Below are 17,001 nucleotides of genomic sequence, written 5' to 3' on the forward strand. Positions count from 1 at the left end.
ATCAGTATGAAAGGCGCTCCAAAAACCCTGTCAAGCCCTTTATGGCTTGCCATCCATGCCAGCCCCCTTCGGGCCGTCGCTGCACGACGTTAAAAATGGCTCCCGGCTATTTTTCTTGCAGCTTGCTACTTGCCGCTTACAACTGCTACCTCACGCCTGCTCCACCTGCAAACTGTCCACCCGCTGGAACCCCCTCGGCAGTTTGTTGCCGCGGCGGCCGCGCTCGAACTTGTAGTGATCGAGGTCCTCCGGCTTGAGGGTATAGGGTCGCTTGCCGGCCTGCAGCACCAGCCGGGCATCGGGAGGCAGCACGGCGATATCCACCAGGTATTCCTCGCGCGCGGCCACGCGGTCGGCGGGGATGCTGATGATCTTGTTGCCCTTGCCCTTGCCCAGTTGCGGTAGCTCGCGTACCGGGAACAGCAGCAGGCGGCCTTCGGAGGTCACTGCGGCCAGCCAGTCGTCCTCCAGGCTGCTCACCGGCCTGGGCGCCACCACCCGGGCACCCGCTGGCAGGGTCAGCAGCGCCTTACCGTCCTTCTTCTTCGCCAGCAGGTCCTCACCCTTGACCACGAAGCCGTAGCCGGCGTCCGAGGCCAGCACATAGAGTGCATTGTCCTCGGGTAGCAGCACGCACTCGAAACTCGCACCCGGCGGCGGCGCCAGGCGGCCGGTCAGCGGTTCGCCCTGGCCCCGTGCCGAGGGTAGCGAGTGGGCGGCCAGGGAGTAGCTGCGGCCGGTCGAGTCGATGAATACCGCCGACTGGTTGGAGCGCCCCGCAGCGGCAGCCTTGAAGCCATCGCCGGCCTTGTAGGACAGCCCGGCCGCATCCACCTCATGGCCCTTGGCGCAACGGGCCCAGCCCTTATCGGAAAGCACCACGGTGACCGGCTCGGAAGGCACCAGTTCGTTCTCGCTGAGGGCGCGCGCCTCGGCGCGCTGGACGATCGGTGAACGGCGCTGGTCGCCGTACTTCTCGGCATCGTCGAGGATTTCCTGGCGTACCAGTTTCTTCAGCTTGGCCTCGCTGCCGAGCAGCGCCTGCAAGCGTTTCTGTTCCTTGAGCAGTTCGTCCTGCTCGCCGCGGATCTTCATCTCCTCCAGCCGCGCCAACTGGCGCAGGCGGGTGTCGAGGATATAGTCGGCCTGTATTTCCGAAAGGCCGAAACGCTCCATCAGCACCGGTCTCGGCTGGTCTTCGGTGCGGATGATATGGATCACCTCGTCGAGGTTGAGGAAGGCGACCAGCAAGCCCTCCAGCAAGTGCAGGCGCTTCTCCACCTTGTCCAGGCGGTACTGCAGGCGGCGGCGCACGGTGAGCAGGCGGTACTGCAGCCACTCGCCGAGCAGTTGTCGCAGGTTCTTCACCGCCGGCCGGCCATCCAGGCCGATGACGTTGGTGTTGACCCGGTAGCTGGACTCCAGGTCGGTGGTGGCGAACAGGTGCTGCATCAGCTCCGCGGCGTCGACCCGGTTGGAGCGCGGGATGATGACGATGCGGCAGGGGTTCTCGTGGTCCGACTCATCGCGCAGGTCGGCCACCAGCGGCAGCTTCTTGGCCTGCATCTGCGCGGCGATCTGCTCCAGCACCTTGGCCCCGGAGACCTGGTGCGGCAGCGCGGTGACGACGATATCGCCGTCCTCGACGCCGTAGACCGCGCGCATGCGCACCGAGCCACGCCCGGTCTCGTAGATTTTCAGCAGGTCGGCGCGCGGCGTGATGATTTCCGCCTCGGTGGGGAAGTCCGGCCCCAGCACATGCTCGCAGAGCTGTTCGACGCTGGCGTTCGGCTCGTCCAGCAGGCGTACGCAGGCGGCGGCGACTTCACGCAGGTTGTGCGGCGGCACGTCGGTGGCCATGCCCACGGCGATGCCGGTGGTGCCGTTCAACAGCAGGTTGGGCAGGCGCGCCGGCAGGGTCGCCGGCTCGTCCAGGGTGCCGTCGAAGTTCGGCACCCAGTCCACCGTGCCTTGCCCCAGCTCGGACAGCAGCACCTCGGAATAGCGCGACAGCCGCGCCTCGGTGTAGCGCATGGCGGCGAACGACTTGGGATCGTCCGGCGCGCCCCAGTTGCCCTGGCCGTCGACCAGGGTGTAGCGATAGCTGAACGGCTGCGCCATCAGCACCATGGCTTCGTAGCAGGCGCTGTCGCCGTGGGGGTGGAACTTGCCGAGCACGTCGCCGACGGTGCGCGCCGACTTCTTGTGCTTGGAATCGGCGTTCAGCCCCAGTTCGCTCATGGCGTAGACGATGCGCCGCTGCACCGGCTTGAGGCCGTCGCCGATATGCGGCAGGGCGCGATCCATGATCACGTACATGGAATAGTTGAGATAAGCCTGCTCGGTGAACTCGGCAAGGGAACGGCGCTCGACGCCGTCCAGGCTCTGGTCGATGGTTTCGCTCATGGTCGATCCGTGGCGTGTTGGCGCAGCACCAGGGTGCCGGCGCGCTGGGTGAATTCGAGTTGTTTCAGGGCACTCATGCCGAGCAGGATCTGCTCGCTGTCGAAGCCCGGCGCCACCAGGGCGCGTACGTCATGCAGGGTGATGGCGCCGATCTCCAGGCGTTGCAGCACGGTGCGGTAGCCGGTGGTACGGCCATTGGCGGTCTGCAGTTGCACCGCCGCGCCCTTCTCCAGGCCGAGGCGCTCGGCCAGCCCGGCGGGTATCGCCACGTCGGTGGCGCCGGTGTCCAGCAGGAACACCACCGGCTGGTCATTGATACGGCCGCTGGCGACGAAATGCCCCTGGGCGTTGCCGGCCAGCTGCACCTCGACCTGGCCACCCTCGATACGCGAAAGCGGCTGGCTGTTGGGGTTGTCGCGGCTGGCTTCCCACTCGGAGAAAAACCGCACGGCCAGCCACAAGCCGAGCACCCAGGCCAGCACCATCATCACCCTGCCGACCCGGCTACCAGCCTGGCTCACGGCGCGTTCCAGCCGCCTGGCGGGGCGTCGAGACGCCAGACCACGGGACGCTTTTCACCATCCTGGCGGCGCTGGCCGTTATTGTCGACGCCTATCCAGGCCCCTTGCGCATCGACCCACACGGCTTCGGCGACCCCGAAGGGGGTGTCGTAGCGACGGCCTTCGGCCAGTGCCGCGTTGGCGAACGACCAGCACTTTTCCTGCTCGCCATTGGCCGGGCTGCGACGACAGATGCGGTAGCCGGCGGACTCCAGGGTGAACAGCTTGTCGTTGAAGAACGCCAGGCCAGTGAAGCTGCGCGGCACCGGCCTGGCGTCCGCCGTGCTCAGCGAGGGCTCATTGCCGCCTTCGCTCATCAGCACGCAGCCGCCGGCACAGCGCCAACTGTTCTGCCGCCGGTGCAGCACCAGCAGCCCGCGCCGCTGGCGCTCGGCGGCCAGCCACAGGCGCTCGCCCGCCGGGTCGACGGCAATGCCCTCGAACAAGGCATTGAAGTGCAGCAGCATGCCGCTGGCGCGCGCCTGGCGCACCAGCGAATCCGGCAGGGCCAGCCACTTGGCCTGGCTGGCCGGGTTCAGCCGCAGCACCCCGGCCTGCGCCTCGCTGACCAGGTAGCGGTTGCCCTGGCTGTCGCAGCTCAGCCCTTCGAAATCCATCCTTCCGCCGCGCACCAGCCCACTGCCCCAGGCGCGCATGCGCATGCCCCACGGCAACCCGTTGGCGGGCGGCGGCGGCAGTTCGAAATGCTCGGCCTCGGCCTGCCAGGGCGAAGCCGAGGTCTCCAGCCGATAGATACGCTGGTCATCCCGGTCGGACAGCGCCCACAGCGCATCGCCACACCAGGCCAGCCCGGACAGGTTGCCCCGCTGCATGCCCTCGACCACATGCTCGCCCTGCAGCTTGAGTTCGTCCAAGGGCTCTGCCCGCGCCAGCGGCACCAGCGCCAGCAGCGCCAGCAGCGCCCGAGCGATCAAACCAGCACCTCGGCCAGGTTGCCCTTGGACTCCAGCCAGCTCTTGCGATCGCCGGCGCGCTTCTTCGCCAGCAGCATGTCCATCAGTTCGCGGGTGCCGTCGAAGTCATCCAGCGTGAGCTGCACCAGGCGCCGGGTATTCGGGTCCATGGTGGTTTCACGCAGTTGCGGCGGGTTCATCTCGCCCAGCCCCTTGAAGCGCGTGACCTGCGGCTTGCCACGGCTCTTGCCGGCCTGCAGGCGGTCGAGGATGGCATCGCGCTCGGCCTCGTCGAGGGCGTAGTGGATTTCCTTGCCGATATCGATGCGGAACAGCGGCGGCATCGCCACATAGACATGCCCGGCGTCCACCAGCGGGCGGAAGTGGCGTACGAACAGCGCGCAGATCAGGGTGGCGATATGCAGGCCGTCGGAGTCGGCATCGGCGAGGATGCAGACCTTGCCATAGCGCAACTCGGCGAGGTCCGAGGAACCCGGATCGACGCCGATGGCCACCGCGATATGGTGCACCTCCTGGCTGGCCAGGACTTCGCTGCCGTCCACCTCCCAGGTATTGAGAATCTTCCCGCGCAACGGCAGGATCGCCTGGAACTCCTTGTCCCGCGCCTGCTTGGCCGAGCCGCCGGCGGAATCGCCCTCGACCAGGAACAGTTCGGAACGCATCGGGTCCTGCCCCGCGCAATCGGCCAGCTTGCCGGGCAGCGCCGGGCCCTGGGTGATCTTCTTGCGTTCGACCTTCTTGCCCGCCTTGAGCCGGCGCCCGGCGTTGCTGATGGCCAGTTCGGCCAGTTGCAGGCCCAGTTCCGGATTGGCGTTCAGCCACAGGCTGAAGGCGTCCTTGACCACCCCGGAGACGAACGCCGACGCCTCGCGGGACGACAGGCGCTCCTTGGTCTGCCCGGAGAACTGAGGCTCCTGCATCTTCATCGAGAGGACGAAGGCGATACGCTCCCAGACATCCTCCGGCGCCAACTTGACCCCACGCGGCAACAGGCTGCGGAACTCGCAGAACTCGCGCATGGCGTCCAGCAGCCCCTGGCGCAAGCCATTGACGTGGGTGCCGCCCTGGGCCGTGGGGATCAGGTTGACGTAGCTTTCCTGCACGCTGTCGCCCCCCTCGGGCAGCCACAGCAACGCCCAGTCCACCGCTTCGCGGCTGCCGGCCAGGGCGCCGACGAAGGGCTCGTCGGGCAGCCGCGCGAATTCGCTGACCGCATCCACCAGGTAACTGCGCAGGCCGTCCTCGTAATGCCACTCGACCTTCTCGCCGCTGCCCTTGTCCCAGAAGCTGACGTTCAGCCCCGGGCACAGGACCGCCTTGGCCTTGAGCACGTGCTTGAGGCGGCTGATGGAGAACTTCGGCGAATCGAAGTACTTCGGGTCGGCCCAGAACTGCACGCTGGTGCCGGTGTTGCGCTTGCCGACGCTACCGACGACCTCCAGGTCGCTGGCCTTGTAGCCGTCGGCGAAAGTCATCAGGTATTCGTTGCCATCGCGCCGGACGCGCACCTCGACCCGGGTCGACAAGGCGTTGACCACGGAAATGCCCACGCCGTGCAGGCCACCGGAAAACTGGTAGTTCTTGTTGGAGAACTTGCCGCCGGCATGCAGCTTGGTGAGGATCAGTTCCACCCCGGGCACGCCCTCTTCCGGATGGATATCCACCGGCATGCCACGGCCATCGTCGATGACCTGCAGCGAATTGTCCTCGTGCAGGATCACCTGCACCGAACGGGCATGCCCGGCCAGCGCCTCGTCGACACTGTTGTCGATGACTTCCTGGGCCAGGTGGTTGGGGCGCGTGGTGTCGGTATACATTCCCGGACGCTTGCGGACCGGGTCCAGGCCGGAAAGGACCTCGATGGCTTGTGCGGTATAAGACATGGGCGGTTCTTGGTGTCCTCAGTGTTCGGGAAGGTCGGCCGCGGCCACCGGTATGCCGGCGAAGGCCAGCAGCTCCGGCAGGCGCTCGGCGAACCCCTGGAAGCCGTGGTCGCCGCCCTCTTCTATACGCAGCGTGCAACCCTGGTAGAAAGCCTGCGCCTGACGGTAGTCGAGGGTCTCGTCGCCGGTCTGCAGCCAGACCTGGAAGCGCTCGGCATCGGCTGGCGGCGTCACCTCCAGCTCGGCCAGGGCCCGTACATGGTCCTCGGTCAACTCCCAGCGTTCGCCGCTATAGAGGTTGGTCTGCGGCCCCAGGTAAGCATCGAACAACAAGCGGTGCGGATTGACCGCCGGGTTGATCAACAGGGCCTTGAGGCCATGGCGCTCGGCAAGGTGGGTGGCATAGTAGCCGCCCAGCGAACTGCCGACCAGCACGGGCCGGCCGCCCAGCTCGGCGATGGCCGCCCGCAACTGGGCGATGGCCTGGCGCGGGTGATGATGCAGCGCCGGCACACACAACCGACCGCCCAGCCCCAACCGCTCGCAGAACGCGAGCAACTGGCGGGCCTTGGCCGATTGCGGTGAACTGTTGAAGCCGTGGATATAGACGATGCCGGGTATTTTCATGGAACGGGAGGCTACTTGGGCCGGCGACAAGCTGCAACAGGCCAGAGGCGCTTCGCGGGCAAGGCGCTCCCGTGGCTTTTCACGAAACCCCGCACGATGGCTCCGGGAGCATGGCTCCCATCCTGCGCACGGCAAGCAGTCACCGCGAAATCAATAATCCCCGCCCTGCAGATCCACCGGAAACGCTCCTTCCGCCAGGCGCGAGACGGCGGTCTCCACCCGCCCGTCGGCATGCAGGCGCAGCCAGCGGTAGCCAGGGGCCTGCGGCGAGACCTGGAAATCCTCGCTATGGGGCGTGAACTGCACCCCCGTGGAGGGCGAGGCCAGCAGGCGGGTGCCATTGCGCACCTGGTCAAAGGCCTGGTGCACATGCCCCCAGAGCAGCACCCGCACCTGTTCGTGGCGCTCCAGCAGCGCCATCAGGGCGTCGCCGTTGTGCAACCCGATGCCGTCCAGCCACTGGCTGCCCATGGCCACCGGGTGATGATGCAGGGCGACCAGGCAGTGCCGCTCGCCGGCTTCCCGCAGGACCCGATCCAGCCAGGCCAGGCGCTCATCCGGCAGGTGGCCGGACACCGAACCGGGCACGGCGCTGTCGAGCAGGATGATGCGCCAGCCGCCCAGGTCGGTAACCCCCTGCAACATATCCGCGCTGGCCGCCCCGCGCATGACCTCGCCCACGTCGTGGTTGCCGGCGCACCAGCGGGCGGGCGCGGCGATGCGCGCATGCTGCTCGCGCAGGTACCGATAGGACTGTGCCGAGCCATCCTGGGACAGATCGCCGGTCGCCAGCAGCAGATCGACCCGCGGCTGTTGCGCCAGCACCAGGCCCACCACCTCGCGCAGGCTGTCCAGGGTCGGCAGCCCCAGCAGGCGGCCATCGCGCTCGCCGAACAGGTGGCTGTCGGTCAATTGCACCAGCAGCAGGGCATCCTCTTCAGGCGCGACGCTCATGAGCCGAACCCGGCCGTCGCCGCTTCCGGTTCGTGGCCGAAGGCCTGGGCATGGGCCAGCCACTGGCCGAGGAACAGGTTGAGCTGGACCTTCTCGTCAGGCTGGTGCATCTGCGCGTTGGGGTAGCTGTAGATACCGCGAAAATGCCGCGCATGCTCGGCGCCGATCACTTCGGCCATGCGTGCATCGTGGTAGACGCGCAGGGTCAGGCGCGGCACCGGCAGCCAGGGCAGGCAGTGTTCCTGGCTGAGCTGCACGGTACTGGTGTAGGGGCAGACCTCCAGCACTTCCAGCACCAGAACGCCGGTCAGCAGGTCGCCCTGGCTGAGCGCCACGCGCCGCGTCCCGCAGTGGTTGCGCATCTCCGGCAGGAAACGCAGCAGGCGCGCATAGTTGGCCTCGCAGGTCGCCTGCAGTTCGCAGAGATCGACCCGGTAACGCTCGCGCACGGCGCTCATGACCAGCGCCCGCGCACTTCGTCGCGGTTGAGCGCCAGCCACTGCAGGGCGATGATGCTGGCCGCGTTGTCGATCCGCCCGTCGCGCACCGCCTGCAAGGCCTGCTGCATCGGCCAGACGTGCACGCGGATATCCTCGCCCTCCTCCGCCAGGCCGAACACGCCGCCCGCGCCTTCGCTGTCGCAGCGCCCCAGGTAGAGATGGACGTACTCATCGCTGCCCCCCGGCGAGGGGAAATAGCGCGCCACCGGCCAGAGTTCGGCCAGCGTCAGGTTGGCCTCTTCGAGCGCCTCACGGTGGGCAACGGCCTCGGGCTGCTCGTCCTTGTCGATCAGCCCGGCGACCAGTTCGATCAGCCAGGGGTTGGCGCTCTTTTCCATGGCGCCGACGCGGAACTGCTCGATCAGCACCACCTGGTCGCGCACCGCGTCATAGGGCAGGACACAGACGGCATCGTGGCGGATGAACAGCTCGCGGCTGATCGGTCCGCCCATTTCCCCATTGAACAACTGGTGCCGCAGATGCACCCGGTCGAGGCGATAGAAGCCACGGAAGCAGGGCTCCTGACGAATGACCTCGAAATGCCGGGGGCTGGGCTGGCGCTCATCGCTCATGGACGGCTCTCGTATGCGGCGGGTTGGAAACATGCCTGGATTATCCGTACCCGCGTCGCTGCTTGTCACCCCCCGGCCGCGATTTCCGCAGGGCGTCGCCCTATGCCGTTATTCACGGGCAAGGTGCTTCGATAAAAACACTGGAGGCTGGACGGAAGAGCCTGGCACGTACAGCTTTCCAACCTCCAGCGCTCTTTTCGGCGCTTTTCCGGCTCGTTGCCGCGCGTAGCGTGATCTCCCTGCGATCTTGACGCGGCGGCTGCGGCAGGGCTTCATCCATACGTTACGTTCCCCTCCGACCAACGGCGGCTTCGATCTTGACCAGAGCACTCCACCTGCTGCTTCCACTGCTACTGATCTGCCTGCCCATGCCCCACGCCCACGCGGCCCCGGCAGAGCAGACGCTGGTGATCGGTTATTACGACTTCCCTCCCGAGATCTACACGGACAGCGAGGGCGTGGTACGCGGCCCGGTCATCGAACTGACCCACCGGGTGCTCGAAGAGGCGGGCTACCACGCCGTCTACCGGCAACTCTCCAGCGCCAGGCTCTATCTCGGCCTGATCGATGGCAGCGTCGATCTGTGGGTCGGCGCCGCCGGCAAACCGGGGCTCGCCGAACACACGCTGGAGAGCCGCAACGACCTCGGGCGGACCCGTATCAACCTGTATTTCCGCCCCGACACCCGCCCGCCGAGGATTCCCGAGGACCTGATCGATAAGGAACTGATCGTGCTCGGCGGCTACAGCTATTCGCGGGACCTGTCGGATCTCTTCGATAGCACGCGAATGGCCTTGCGACTGCGCCGCACCGGCACCCACGACTCGGCCCTGCAAATGCTGCTGCATCACCGCGCCGACTATATGCTGGGCTACCAGACGCCCATGCAGGAGGCTTTCCGTGTGGCCGGGGTGGAACCCCTGCCGCACCTGACCCTGCAGGATATCCCGATTCGCTTCATCATTTCCCGCCACGCCCGCGACAGTGAAAGCCTGCGCGATGCCCTGGACAAGGCCTACGAGCGCCTCGGCGAGGCCAGCGCCGGCCTGCCACGGCCTAGCGCCCGCGCGGGCGGGCCCTTGCCGTAGGCTCGGCGACCAGCGGGTCGTCGGGCCAATAGTGCTTGGGATAGCGCCCCTTAAGGTCTTTCTTCACCTCGGCATAGGTGTTGGCCCAGAAGCTGGCCAGGTCCTGGGTCACCTGTACCGGGCGCCGGGCCGGCGACAGCAGGTGCAGCATGAGCGGCTGGCGCCCGCCGGCAATGCGCGGCGTCGAGGCCAGGCCGAACAGCTCCTGCAGCCGCACAGCCAGCACTGGGGGCGTTTCGCCGTAGTCCAGCCGGATCGACGAGCCGGAAGGCACCTCGATGTGGGTTGGCGCCATTTCCTCGAGCTGCTGCGGCAGCGGCCATGGCAAGGCGTTGCGCAGGATGGATGCCAGGTCGAGCTGGCCGAAGTGGCTCAGGCGGCTGACATTGTCGAGGTAGGGCAGCAGCCATTGCTCCAGGGTATCGAGCAGGGCCGTATCGTCCAGGTCCGGCCACGGGCTGTGCCCATCGCGCTGCAGGTCGAGCCCGCGCAGCAACGCCACACGGGCCTGGAACTGCCGCAGTTCCGCCGTCCACGGCAACAGTTCCAGCCCCTTGCGGCGCACGACGCCCAGCAGCGCCCGGCCACGGGCCGAGGCGTCGAGCCCCGGCAGCGGCTCGCGGGCGAGCACCAGTTCGCCCACCCTGCGCTGGCGCTCGGCGCGCAGCACACCTTCGCGCTCGTCCCAGTCGAGGGCGTCCAGCGTCGTCACCTGCTCGGCGAGAACCGTGTCGAACAGGCCCGCCTCGAGATCGCAGGCCAGGTAGATACGCTCCTCGCGCTGGCCCTGGCGGCTGCCCAGCTCGGCAACCACCAGCCACGGGTGCTTCATCAATGCATCGACTTCGCCGAACAATGCCGCCCGCCCGTTGGCCAGGCGGTACTCGGCGCCCCCCGCGCGACGCTGGCAGGCGACCCGGTCCGGGTAGGCCAGGGCCAGCAGGCAGCCCAGCCAGCGCGGATGCGCCGGGTCGGCCACCGGCCTGGCCGGGTGCTCCCGCAAGAAACCCCGGTACTGCCTGGCCAGTCGTTTCACCCGCTGCACCGCCGCCTGGGCCTGCCGTGGCAGACGCGCCCCGGCGTCGAGCATCGCCAGACGGCTGTGCAGGTCAGCCCCCGCGCCACGCAGAATGTCGCGCTCGCCCAGCAGGGCCGCCACCTCGCAGGCCATCGCCGTCAGGCCCAGGGCATGGCCACGCAACAGCAGGTGGCCGATGCGCGGGTGCGCGGGCAATACCGCCATGGCCCGCCCATGGGCACTCAACCCGCCATCGGCCTTCAACGCCCCCAGCCGTAGCAACAGCTCACGGGCCTGGGCGAAAGCGGCGGCGGGAGGCTGGTCGAGCCAGCGCAACTGATCGGGCGACACACCCCAGCGGGCCAGTTGCAAGGCCAACCCGGCGAGGTCGGCCTGCAACACCTCCGCCGTCGAATGGGCCGCCAGTTGTTCGTGCTGGGCTTGCGACCACAGCCGGTAGCAGACCCCCGGCTCCAACCGCCCGGCACGGCCGGCACGCTGCTCGGCACTGGCGCGGGAAATACGCTGGGTGTCCAGGCGCGTCATGCCGGTGCCAGGGTCGAAGCGGGGCACACGCTCCAGGCCGGCGTCGATCACCACCCGCACACCCTCGATGGTCAGGCTGGTCTCGGCGATGTTGGTCGCCAGCACCAGCTTGCGCTTGCCCACGGGCGCCGGCTCGATAGCGGCGCGCTGGGCGTTCAACTCCAGTTCGCCATGCAGTGGGCAGAGCAACAGCTCCGGCCGGTCGCCAAGCGCCTCGGCCAGTTGCTGGTGCACCCGGCGGATTTCCGCCAGCCCCGGCAGGAACACCAGGATGCTGCCGCCCTGCTCGTCCAGGGCCTCCAGGCAGGCCCGCACCACCCTGGGCTCGATGAACTCGCCGGGGCGGTAGGGCTGCCCCCAGCGCGTCTGCACCGGGAACATGCGGCCTTCACTGGTCACCACCGGCGCATCGTCGAGCAGGCGGGACAGGCGCTCGCCTTCCAGGGTCGCCGACATCAGCAGCACTTTCAGCGGTTGTTCGTCGCGAAAGAGTTCACGGCCACTGAGGCTCAACGCCAGCGCCAGGTCGGAATCGAGGTTGCGCAAGTGGAATTCGTCGAAAATCACCAGCCCCACGCCTTCCAGCGCCGGGTCGTCCTGCAGCCGCCGCGCCAGGATGCCCTCGGTCACCACCTCGATACGCGTACGCGGCCCGACCCGGCTGTCCAGGCGGATACGGTAGCCGACGGTTTCCCCGACCTGCTCGCCCAGCTCGCCCGCCATGCGCTCGGCCGCCGCGCGGGCGGCTACCCGGCGCGGCTGCAGCATCAGGATGCTCTGCCCGCCCAGCCAGGCTTCCCGCAACAGCGCAAGCGGTACCCGGGTGGTCTTGCCGGCGCCGGGCGGCGCCTGCAGCACCACCTCGTCACGTTCGAGCAATGCCGAGCACAAGGCTGGCAGGGCGGCATCGATGGGCAAAGGGGTCATACGGACTCTCGGGTAGGCGAAGGACGAGGGAATGCGGGCCGTCGGATTCTACTGTTCGATCGCGGGCGGTACAGCATGGAAATCGCGGGCGTGAAATTGGCTTATAGTAGCGGCGCGGATTCAATCCATCAGGAGATACCCATGCCCATGCGCTCTCGCCTCGTCAGCGGCGTACTCATTGCCACCCTGGTCAGCCAGTTGACTGCCTGCGGCACCCTGTTCTATCCGGAACGCCGGGGGCAGATCGATGGTCGTATCGACCCGGCCATCGCCGTATTCAATGCCATCGGCCTGTTGTTCTACGTCATTCCGGGGCTGGTGGCCTTCGGCATCGACTTCGCCACCGGCGCCATCTACCTGCCGGACGGCCGCTACAGCCTCGCCCCCGAGTCCCTGCAGGAGGCCATCGGCGCAGATGGGCAGGTCGATACGGCGCACCTGAAAGCCATCATCGAACGCGAAACGGGCCGCAGCCTGCCGCTGGACGACCCACGCCTGATCCAGCACCAGGGCAGCCTGGAACAGCTCGCCAGCCTGGGCCTCGCCAGCGCCGCCTGAAGCATGTCGAACGAACAGCGCTACGCACTTCTGCTGCGCCGCGCCACCCGCGCGGCGCTGGCCACGGCGCTGCTGCTGGCGCTGTGCAAGGCCGTTGCCTGGTGGTACAGCGGCTCGGTCAGCCTGCTGGCCGGCCTGACCGACTCGCTGCTCGATGGCGCCGCATCGTTGCTCAACCTGCTGGCGGTGCACTATGCCCTGCGCCCGGCGGACGAAGACCATCGCTATGGCCACGGCAAGGCCGAAGCCCTGGCCGGCCTCGGGCAGGCGACCTTCATCGGTGTCAGCGCCATCCTGGTCGGTATCCAGGGCATCGACCAGCTGCGCCACCCCGAACCACTCGGTGCCCATGCGCTGGGTATCGCGGTGATGCTGCTGTCCCTGGCCATGACCGCCGCACTGCTGCTCTACCAGCGCCACGTGATCCGCCTGACCAGCTCCAGCGCGATCCGCGCCGACGCCCTGCACTACCGCTCCGACCTGCTGCTCAATGGCGGCATTCTGCTCGCCCTGGTACTGGCCAGCCTCGGCTGGGAACACCTGGACGCGCTGTTCGGCCTGCTGATCGCGCTGTATATCCTCTGGAGCGCCTTCAGCATCGCCCGCGAATCCGTCACCACCCTGATGGACACCGAGCTGCCCGAGGCCGTGCGCGAGCGGATGCTGCGGCAGGTACTGGACATTCCCGGTGTGCTCGGTTGCCACGACCTGCGCACACGGGCCTCCGGTAGCCACTGGTTCGTCCAGTTGCACCTGGAACTGCCGGGCGACCTGCCGCTGTCGCAGGCACATACCTTGTGCGAACGGGCCGAAGCGGCCATCCACGGCGACTACCCCAACGCCCAGGTACTGGTGCACGCCGACCCCATCGAGCGCTGAGGCATGGCACCTCCGGCCCTGCGAGCAGCCTTGCCCACGAAGCTGCTGGGGGCGACGGCGCGGAGAGTAGCCGCCAGGGATGGCGGTCTACAAAAAAAAAAGACCATGCCAGGGCATGGTCTTTTTTCATATTCGTCATTCGCGGGTAGCGAAACCTTCTCGTAACGCCTTGTGAGCGCCAGATGCCCGGGCCGGTGGTCTCGGTAAGACCAGCGGAGCTGCAAGACCCGATAAGGTCCGCGCCAGAACGTCCGTGGCTGAAGTCGAGGTAAAGCTTACGCCCGCGAGCGCGACAGATGATTGCTTTTATTGCACGAATATACTGTTAATGCGCAATAATCACGAAGTATCAGAACAATCCACGCAAACCAGGACAAACCGAGCGAACAGATGAGCAAACTCGACCGTTACGACCTGCGCATTCTCGAAGCCCTGCAGCACGATGCGAGAATCTCCAACCAGGAACTGGCCGAACGCATCGGCCTGTCCCCATCCCCATGCTCGCGGCGCGTCAAGCAGTTGGAGGACGATGGCTACATCAACCGCCAGGTCGCCCTGCTCGACCGCAAGCGCCTCGGCCTGAGCCTGACCGCCTATGTGCTGATCGGCATGGACCGCCATACCCCGGAACGCTTCGAGCATTTCCAGGAGGAGATCCGCCGCTGCCCGGAAGTGCTGGAGTGCTGCCTGGTCACCGGGATGGACGCGGACTACCAGCTCAAGGTGGTGGTACCGGACATGGAGCATTACCAGAAGCTGCTGCTGGGCACGCTGACCCGTATCGAGGGCGTTTCCAGCGTGCGCTCCAGTTTCGTGCTGCAACAGATCGTCTCCAGCACCGAGCTGCCGCTGAACCATCTGCGCGACTGAACCGCCGCACCGGGAAAGCGCATGAACGCCCGGCGCCGCTCCCAGGCCGGTATATGCCCGGCGTCAGGGGCGGGGCAGTGCGAGCAGATTGGCAATCAAGTGTGCGTTGCATAGTAGGACGCTGGCGGTGCCGTGGTGTCGCGAGCCCGGCAGGATCATTGGTAGGGCTTTCGGTTTCGCCGGCTCTTTCCCACAGGCGCTGCTGAAGGTGGCTGTGCGGATGCCAGGTGGTGGGACGGGGCCTTCGCCGCCAGGGATGGCGGCGAAGAGCTACAGGGAGGTATTCACGCGTGCCCCGTCCCGCCACCTGGCATTCGCACAGGAACGCTGCCCCCCGAGATCGCGCTGTACGAGCCTGAAGCCAGACACTTTATTGCCAATCCAGTCTGCGCACCTGTTCGTTGCACGACAGCACTGCGGCGAAGCGCAGAGGAAATCTCTACGGGGCTGTGCGCTGGGCGGTATCCAGCGCCTTGAGCAGGCGCGCATCCTGGCCGTAGATATCCGGGCGGAAGAAGACATGCCCATCGCCATCGGCCTCGGCGGTCCAGTAGGCCATCAGGATCGGCGTTCTCCCGGAAAGACGGAACTCATAGGTTTCACCACGCCCCAGCAGTTCGGTGACCCGTGCGCGCTCATCCTCGCTCAACAGCAGGTCGATCAACTGCATGGCCCCCTCGACCCGCACACAACCGGAACTGAACGCCCGGGGCGTGCGCCCGAACAGATACTGGCTGGGCGTATCGTGCAGGTAGACGGAAAATGGATTGGGAAAGCGGATCGCTACCCGCCCCAGCGGATTCTCCGGCCCGGCCGCCTGGCGCAGCATGATGCCACCCGGCCTGCTCCAGTCGATCGTATTCGGGTCCAGCGGGTTGCCCTGGTGGTCGATCACACGCATCCGGTGCTTGTCCAGGTAGCCGGGGTCGCGGCGGATCTTCGGCAGCTTGTCTTCGCGCAGGATGGTCGGCGGCACCGTCCAGGTCGGGTTGAGGGTCAGGCGGTTGATCACCGACTTCATCGCCGGGGTCTGCCGCGCGGCCTTGCCCACCTGAGTGCGCGTGCGCCACAACGGGCGGTAGTCACGCAGGAAAACCAGTTGCCCGCCGGTGATATCCACCAGCAGCGACTGCGCCTCGATATCCCGGGCGAACCAGCGGAAGCGCTCCAGGTTGATACGCACCTGCCCCAGCCGTTGCTGCGCGCTGGCATTCAGCTCGGCCAGGGTGCCGACGCCGACCAGCCCATCGTCCTGCAACCCATGGGCGCGCTGGAAGGCGCGCACCCCGGTCACCAGCGCCGGCGTATACAGCTCGCCATAGGCTTCGTCCGCGCCCTCCGCCGCCAGGTAGCCCTCGGCCAGCAGGCGTTCGCGCAAGACCGGCACGCGCCCGTCGGTCATATCCGGGCGCAGGGTCGGCCCTACGGGCAGGCTCGGCCACTCGACCTGCGCGCCAGCGGCAAGATGGGCGTGCGCCATGCGCAGGTTGCGGTACTGCTCCAGCATCGGCCGCGCCAGGTCGAAGGCCTGCTCCGGCCGCGCCAGGCCGATAGCGGCGATCTCCAGCAGGCGCTGCTGGTCGGTAGCGGGCAAAGGCTGCTGGCTGCGCCACAGCGGCTCGTGCTGGCTCTGCTGCAGTTGCCCGAAGCGCAGGTGCTGCAGGGCCAGCAGGTAGGCATGGCTGGCCAGCAGGTCGCTGCATTCGCGCGCCAGCGGCTCGTCAGGCGGCGTCTGCAAGCGTTGGCGCAGCGCATCCGTACCGTACAGCGCCGGGTTCAGACCGTCATCGGCCAACAGTTGCAACTGCTCCAGCAGTTCATCGAAGGTAAGCGGCTGCCACAAGGGCTGCCAGGCGTTCAGCCCGTAGAAAGCCTGCAACCGCTCACGGGCCGGCGCATCGAACGAGGCGGGCATCCGGCAGTATCCGGCCAGCGCCTGCAACACCGGCGCGGGCGCGCTCGGCGAAGTGCTCGGCTCATCGGCCACCGCCAGCGCGGATGCCAGCAGCCAGGAGAACAGGCCGAATACGCGTTTTCTATACACTGTGTCACTCCATGCAGTTGGGTGGGGCCGCCTTGCCATCCTCTCCGAAGCCTTCATCCAGAGCAATCGCAGGACGCAATGACAAGACGAAAGTGGCGATTGCACCGAATCGGACAAGAACGCCGCGCAATCCTCCCGGGCAATCGCGCCCTGTGGTTATCAGCGGGCGAGGCGTTTCGCTCCCGCTCAGGCAGAATAGCCACATGATGCCGCCCACCGACGAAACCCGGACAACCCGCCAGGGGTTCATCCTGACCCGCCACTGGCGCGACACGCCGGCCGGTACGGAGATCGACTTCTGGCTCGCCACCGAGCAGGGCGCGCGCCGTGTGCGCCTCGCCGGGCAGTTGTCCGTGGCCTTCATTCCCGCCGAACAGCGGGCAGCCGCCGAACGCTGCCTGGCGCAGGAAGCGGATGTCGAACTGAAACCGCTGAAATTGCGCGACTTCCACCAGCGCCCGGTGCTTGGCCTCTACTGCCGCCAGCACCGCCAGTTGCTGAACCTGGAAAAGCGCCTGCGCAGTGCCGGCGTGGATGTCTACGAGGCCGATATCCGCCCGCCGGAGCGCTACCTGATGGAGCGCTTCATCACCGCGCAGGTGAGCTTCGAGGACAGCCCGCAAGCCCCGCCCAC

Annotated in this window: 14 protein-coding genes and 1 pseudogene; 5 read left to right on the forward strand and 10 right to left on the reverse strand. The window is 67.2% G+C overall.

The annotated features are described in order from the left end of the window. Positions 1–150 precede the first annotated feature (150 nt). The 8 genes from parC to DNJ95_RS17795 all read right to left on the reverse strand — a co-directional run bounded on the left by parC (position 151) and on the right by DNJ95_RS17795 (position 8,437). On the reverse strand, positions 151–2,406 hold the full coding sequence (gene parC, locus DNJ95_RS17760) for a DNA topoisomerase IV subunit A (RefSeq protein ID WP_131186054.1): 2,256 nt from the start codon (positions 2,404–2,406) through the stop codon (positions 151–153). After that, positions 2,403–2,927 carry a retropepsin-like aspartic protease family protein gene (locus DNJ95_RS17765; protein ID WP_131186055.1) on the reverse strand — a complete coding sequence of 175 codons (525 nt, stop codon included), beginning with the start codon at positions 2,925–2,927 and terminating at the stop codon, positions 2,403–2,405. The genes parC and DNJ95_RS17765 overlap by 4 nt, the downstream gene beginning before the upstream one ends. Then, entirely contained in the window at positions 2,924–3,898 is a 975-nt protein-coding gene (locus DNJ95_RS17770) for an esterase-like activity of phytase family protein (protein WP_131186067.1), read from the reverse strand. The genes DNJ95_RS17765 and DNJ95_RS17770 overlap by 4 nt, the downstream gene beginning before the upstream one ends. Continuing rightward, complete coding sequence (parE, locus tag DNJ95_RS17775) at positions 3,898–5,784, reverse strand: DNA topoisomerase IV subunit B (RefSeq protein WP_131186056.1); 1,887 nt, start codon at positions 5,782–5,784, stop codon at positions 3,898–3,900. Before parE ends, DNJ95_RS17770 begins: the two co-directional genes overlap by 1 nt. Before the next feature lie 18 nt (positions 5,785–5,802). Continuing rightward, complete coding sequence (locus tag DNJ95_RS17780; RefSeq protein ID WP_131186057.1) at positions 5,803–6,411, reverse strand: YqiA/YcfP family alpha/beta fold hydrolase; 609 nt, start codon at positions 6,409–6,411, stop codon at positions 5,803–5,805. Positions 6,412–6,561: 150 nt separating this feature from the next. Then, positions 6,562–7,365, reverse strand: a complete 804-nt coding sequence (gene cpdA, locus DNJ95_RS17785) for a 3',5'-cyclic-AMP phosphodiesterase (protein WP_131186058.1) — start codon at positions 7,363–7,365, stop codon at positions 6,562–6,564. Continuing rightward, the gene (locus DNJ95_RS17790) at positions 7,362–7,823 is read right to left on the reverse strand and encodes a DUF1249 domain-containing protein (protein ID WP_131186059.1); all 462 of its coding nucleotides are present in this window, start codon (positions 7,821–7,823) and stop codon (positions 7,362–7,364) included. The genes cpdA and DNJ95_RS17790 overlap by 4 nt, the downstream gene beginning before the upstream one ends. After that, on the reverse strand, positions 7,820–8,437 hold the full coding sequence (locus DNJ95_RS17795; protein ID WP_131186060.1) for an NUDIX domain-containing protein: 618 nt from the start codon (positions 8,435–8,437) through the stop codon (positions 7,820–7,822). Before DNJ95_RS17795 ends, DNJ95_RS17790 begins: the two co-directional genes overlap by 4 nt. A gap of 317 nt (positions 8,438–8,754) precedes the next feature. On the opposite strand from DNJ95_RS17795, the gene DNJ95_RS17800 reads away from it, so the two are divergent. Then, positions 8,755–9,525 (forward strand): substrate-binding periplasmic protein, encoded by a 771-nt coding sequence (locus tag DNJ95_RS17800; RefSeq protein WP_242672000.1) that lies wholly within the window; start codon positions 8,755–8,757, stop codon positions 9,523–9,525. Here DNJ95_RS17800 and hrpB read toward each other — a convergent pair. After that, positions 9,494–12,016, reverse strand: coding sequence for an ATP-dependent helicase HrpB (gene hrpB, locus DNJ95_RS17805; RefSeq protein ID WP_131186061.1), 2,523 nt, complete (start codon positions 12,014–12,016; stop codon positions 9,494–9,496). The two genes, DNJ95_RS17800 and hrpB, sit on opposite strands and share 32 nt — an antisense overlap. 141 nt (positions 12,017–12,157) lie before the next feature. Here hrpB and DNJ95_RS17810 point away from each other — a divergent pair, with 141 nt between their 5' ends. From DNJ95_RS17810 to DNJ95_RS17820, 3 genes are all read left to right on the forward strand, one after another. Further along, positions 12,158–12,574, forward strand: a complete 417-nt coding sequence (locus DNJ95_RS17810) for a polyribonucleotide nucleotidyltransferase (protein ID WP_131186062.1) — start codon at positions 12,158–12,160, stop codon at positions 12,572–12,574. 3 nt (positions 12,575–12,577) lie between these two features. Continuing rightward, on the forward strand, positions 12,578–13,453 hold the full coding sequence (locus DNJ95_RS17815; protein WP_131186063.1) for a cation diffusion facilitator family transporter: 876 nt from the start codon (positions 12,578–12,580) through the stop codon (positions 13,451–13,453). Positions 13,454–13,843: 390 nt separating this feature from the next. After that, a complete protein-coding gene (locus DNJ95_RS17820) occupies positions 13,844–14,323 on the forward strand; it encodes an Lrp/AsnC family transcriptional regulator (RefSeq protein WP_131186064.1) in 480 nt (159 codons plus the stop codon). A gap of 439 nt (positions 14,324–14,762) precedes the next feature. On the opposite strand, the gene DNJ95_RS17825 is transcribed toward DNJ95_RS17820, so the two are convergent. After that, positions 14,763–16,367 carry a L,D-transpeptidase family protein gene (locus DNJ95_RS17825; protein ID WP_242671999.1) on the reverse strand — a complete coding sequence of 535 codons (1,605 nt, stop codon included), beginning with the start codon at positions 16,365–16,367 and terminating at the stop codon, positions 14,763–14,765. 206 nt (positions 16,368–16,573) lie between these two features. Between DNJ95_RS17825 and DNJ95_RS17830 the strand changes: the two are divergent. Continuing rightward, positions 16,574–17,001: pseudogene (locus DNJ95_RS17830) on the forward strand (DNA polymerase II); the annotation flags it as partial.

Source organism: Stutzerimonas kirkiae (assembly GCF_004327335.1).
Classification (GTDB): Bacteria; Pseudomonadota; Gammaproteobacteria; order Pseudomonadales; family Pseudomonadaceae; genus Stutzerimonas; species Stutzerimonas kirkiae.

Excerpts from the sequence above, each read along its gene's own strand:
- cpdA (WP_131186058.1), bottom strand. The coding sequence starts at position 7,365 with ATGAGCGTCGCGCCTGAAGAGGATGCCCTGCTGCTGGTGCAATTGACC.
- parE (WP_131186056.1), bottom strand. The coding sequence starts at position 5,784 with ATGTCTTATACCGCACAAGCCATCGAGGTCCTTTCCGGCCTGGACCCG.
- parC (WP_131186054.1), bottom strand. The coding sequence starts at position 2,406 with ATGAGCGAAACCATCGACCAGAGCCTGGACGGCGTCGAGCGCCGTTCC.
- DNJ95_RS17820 (WP_131186064.1), top strand. The coding sequence starts at position 13,844 with ATGAGCAAACTCGACCGTTACGACCTGCGCATTCTCGAAGCCCTGCAG.
- DNJ95_RS17780 (WP_131186057.1), bottom strand. The coding sequence starts at position 6,411 with ATGAAAATACCCGGCATCGTCTATATCCACGGCTTCAACAGTTCACCG.
- DNJ95_RS17790 (WP_131186059.1), bottom strand. The coding sequence starts at position 7,823 with ATGAGCGCCGTGCGCGAGCGTTACCGGGTCGATCTCTGCGAACTGCAG.
- DNJ95_RS17810 (WP_131186062.1), top strand. The coding sequence starts at position 12,158 with ATGCCCATGCGCTCTCGCCTCGTCAGCGGCGTACTCATTGCCACCCTG.
- DNJ95_RS17795 (WP_131186060.1), bottom strand. The coding sequence starts at position 8,437 with ATGAGCGATGAGCGCCAGCCCAGCCCCCGGCATTTCGAGGTCATTCGT.
- DNJ95_RS17815 (WP_131186063.1), top strand. The coding sequence starts at position 12,578 with ATGTCGAACGAACAGCGCTACGCACTTCTGCTGCGCCGCGCCACCCGC.
- hrpB (WP_131186061.1), bottom strand. The coding sequence starts at position 12,016 with ATGACCCCTTTGCCCATCGATGCCGCCCTGCCAGCCTTGTGCTCGGCA.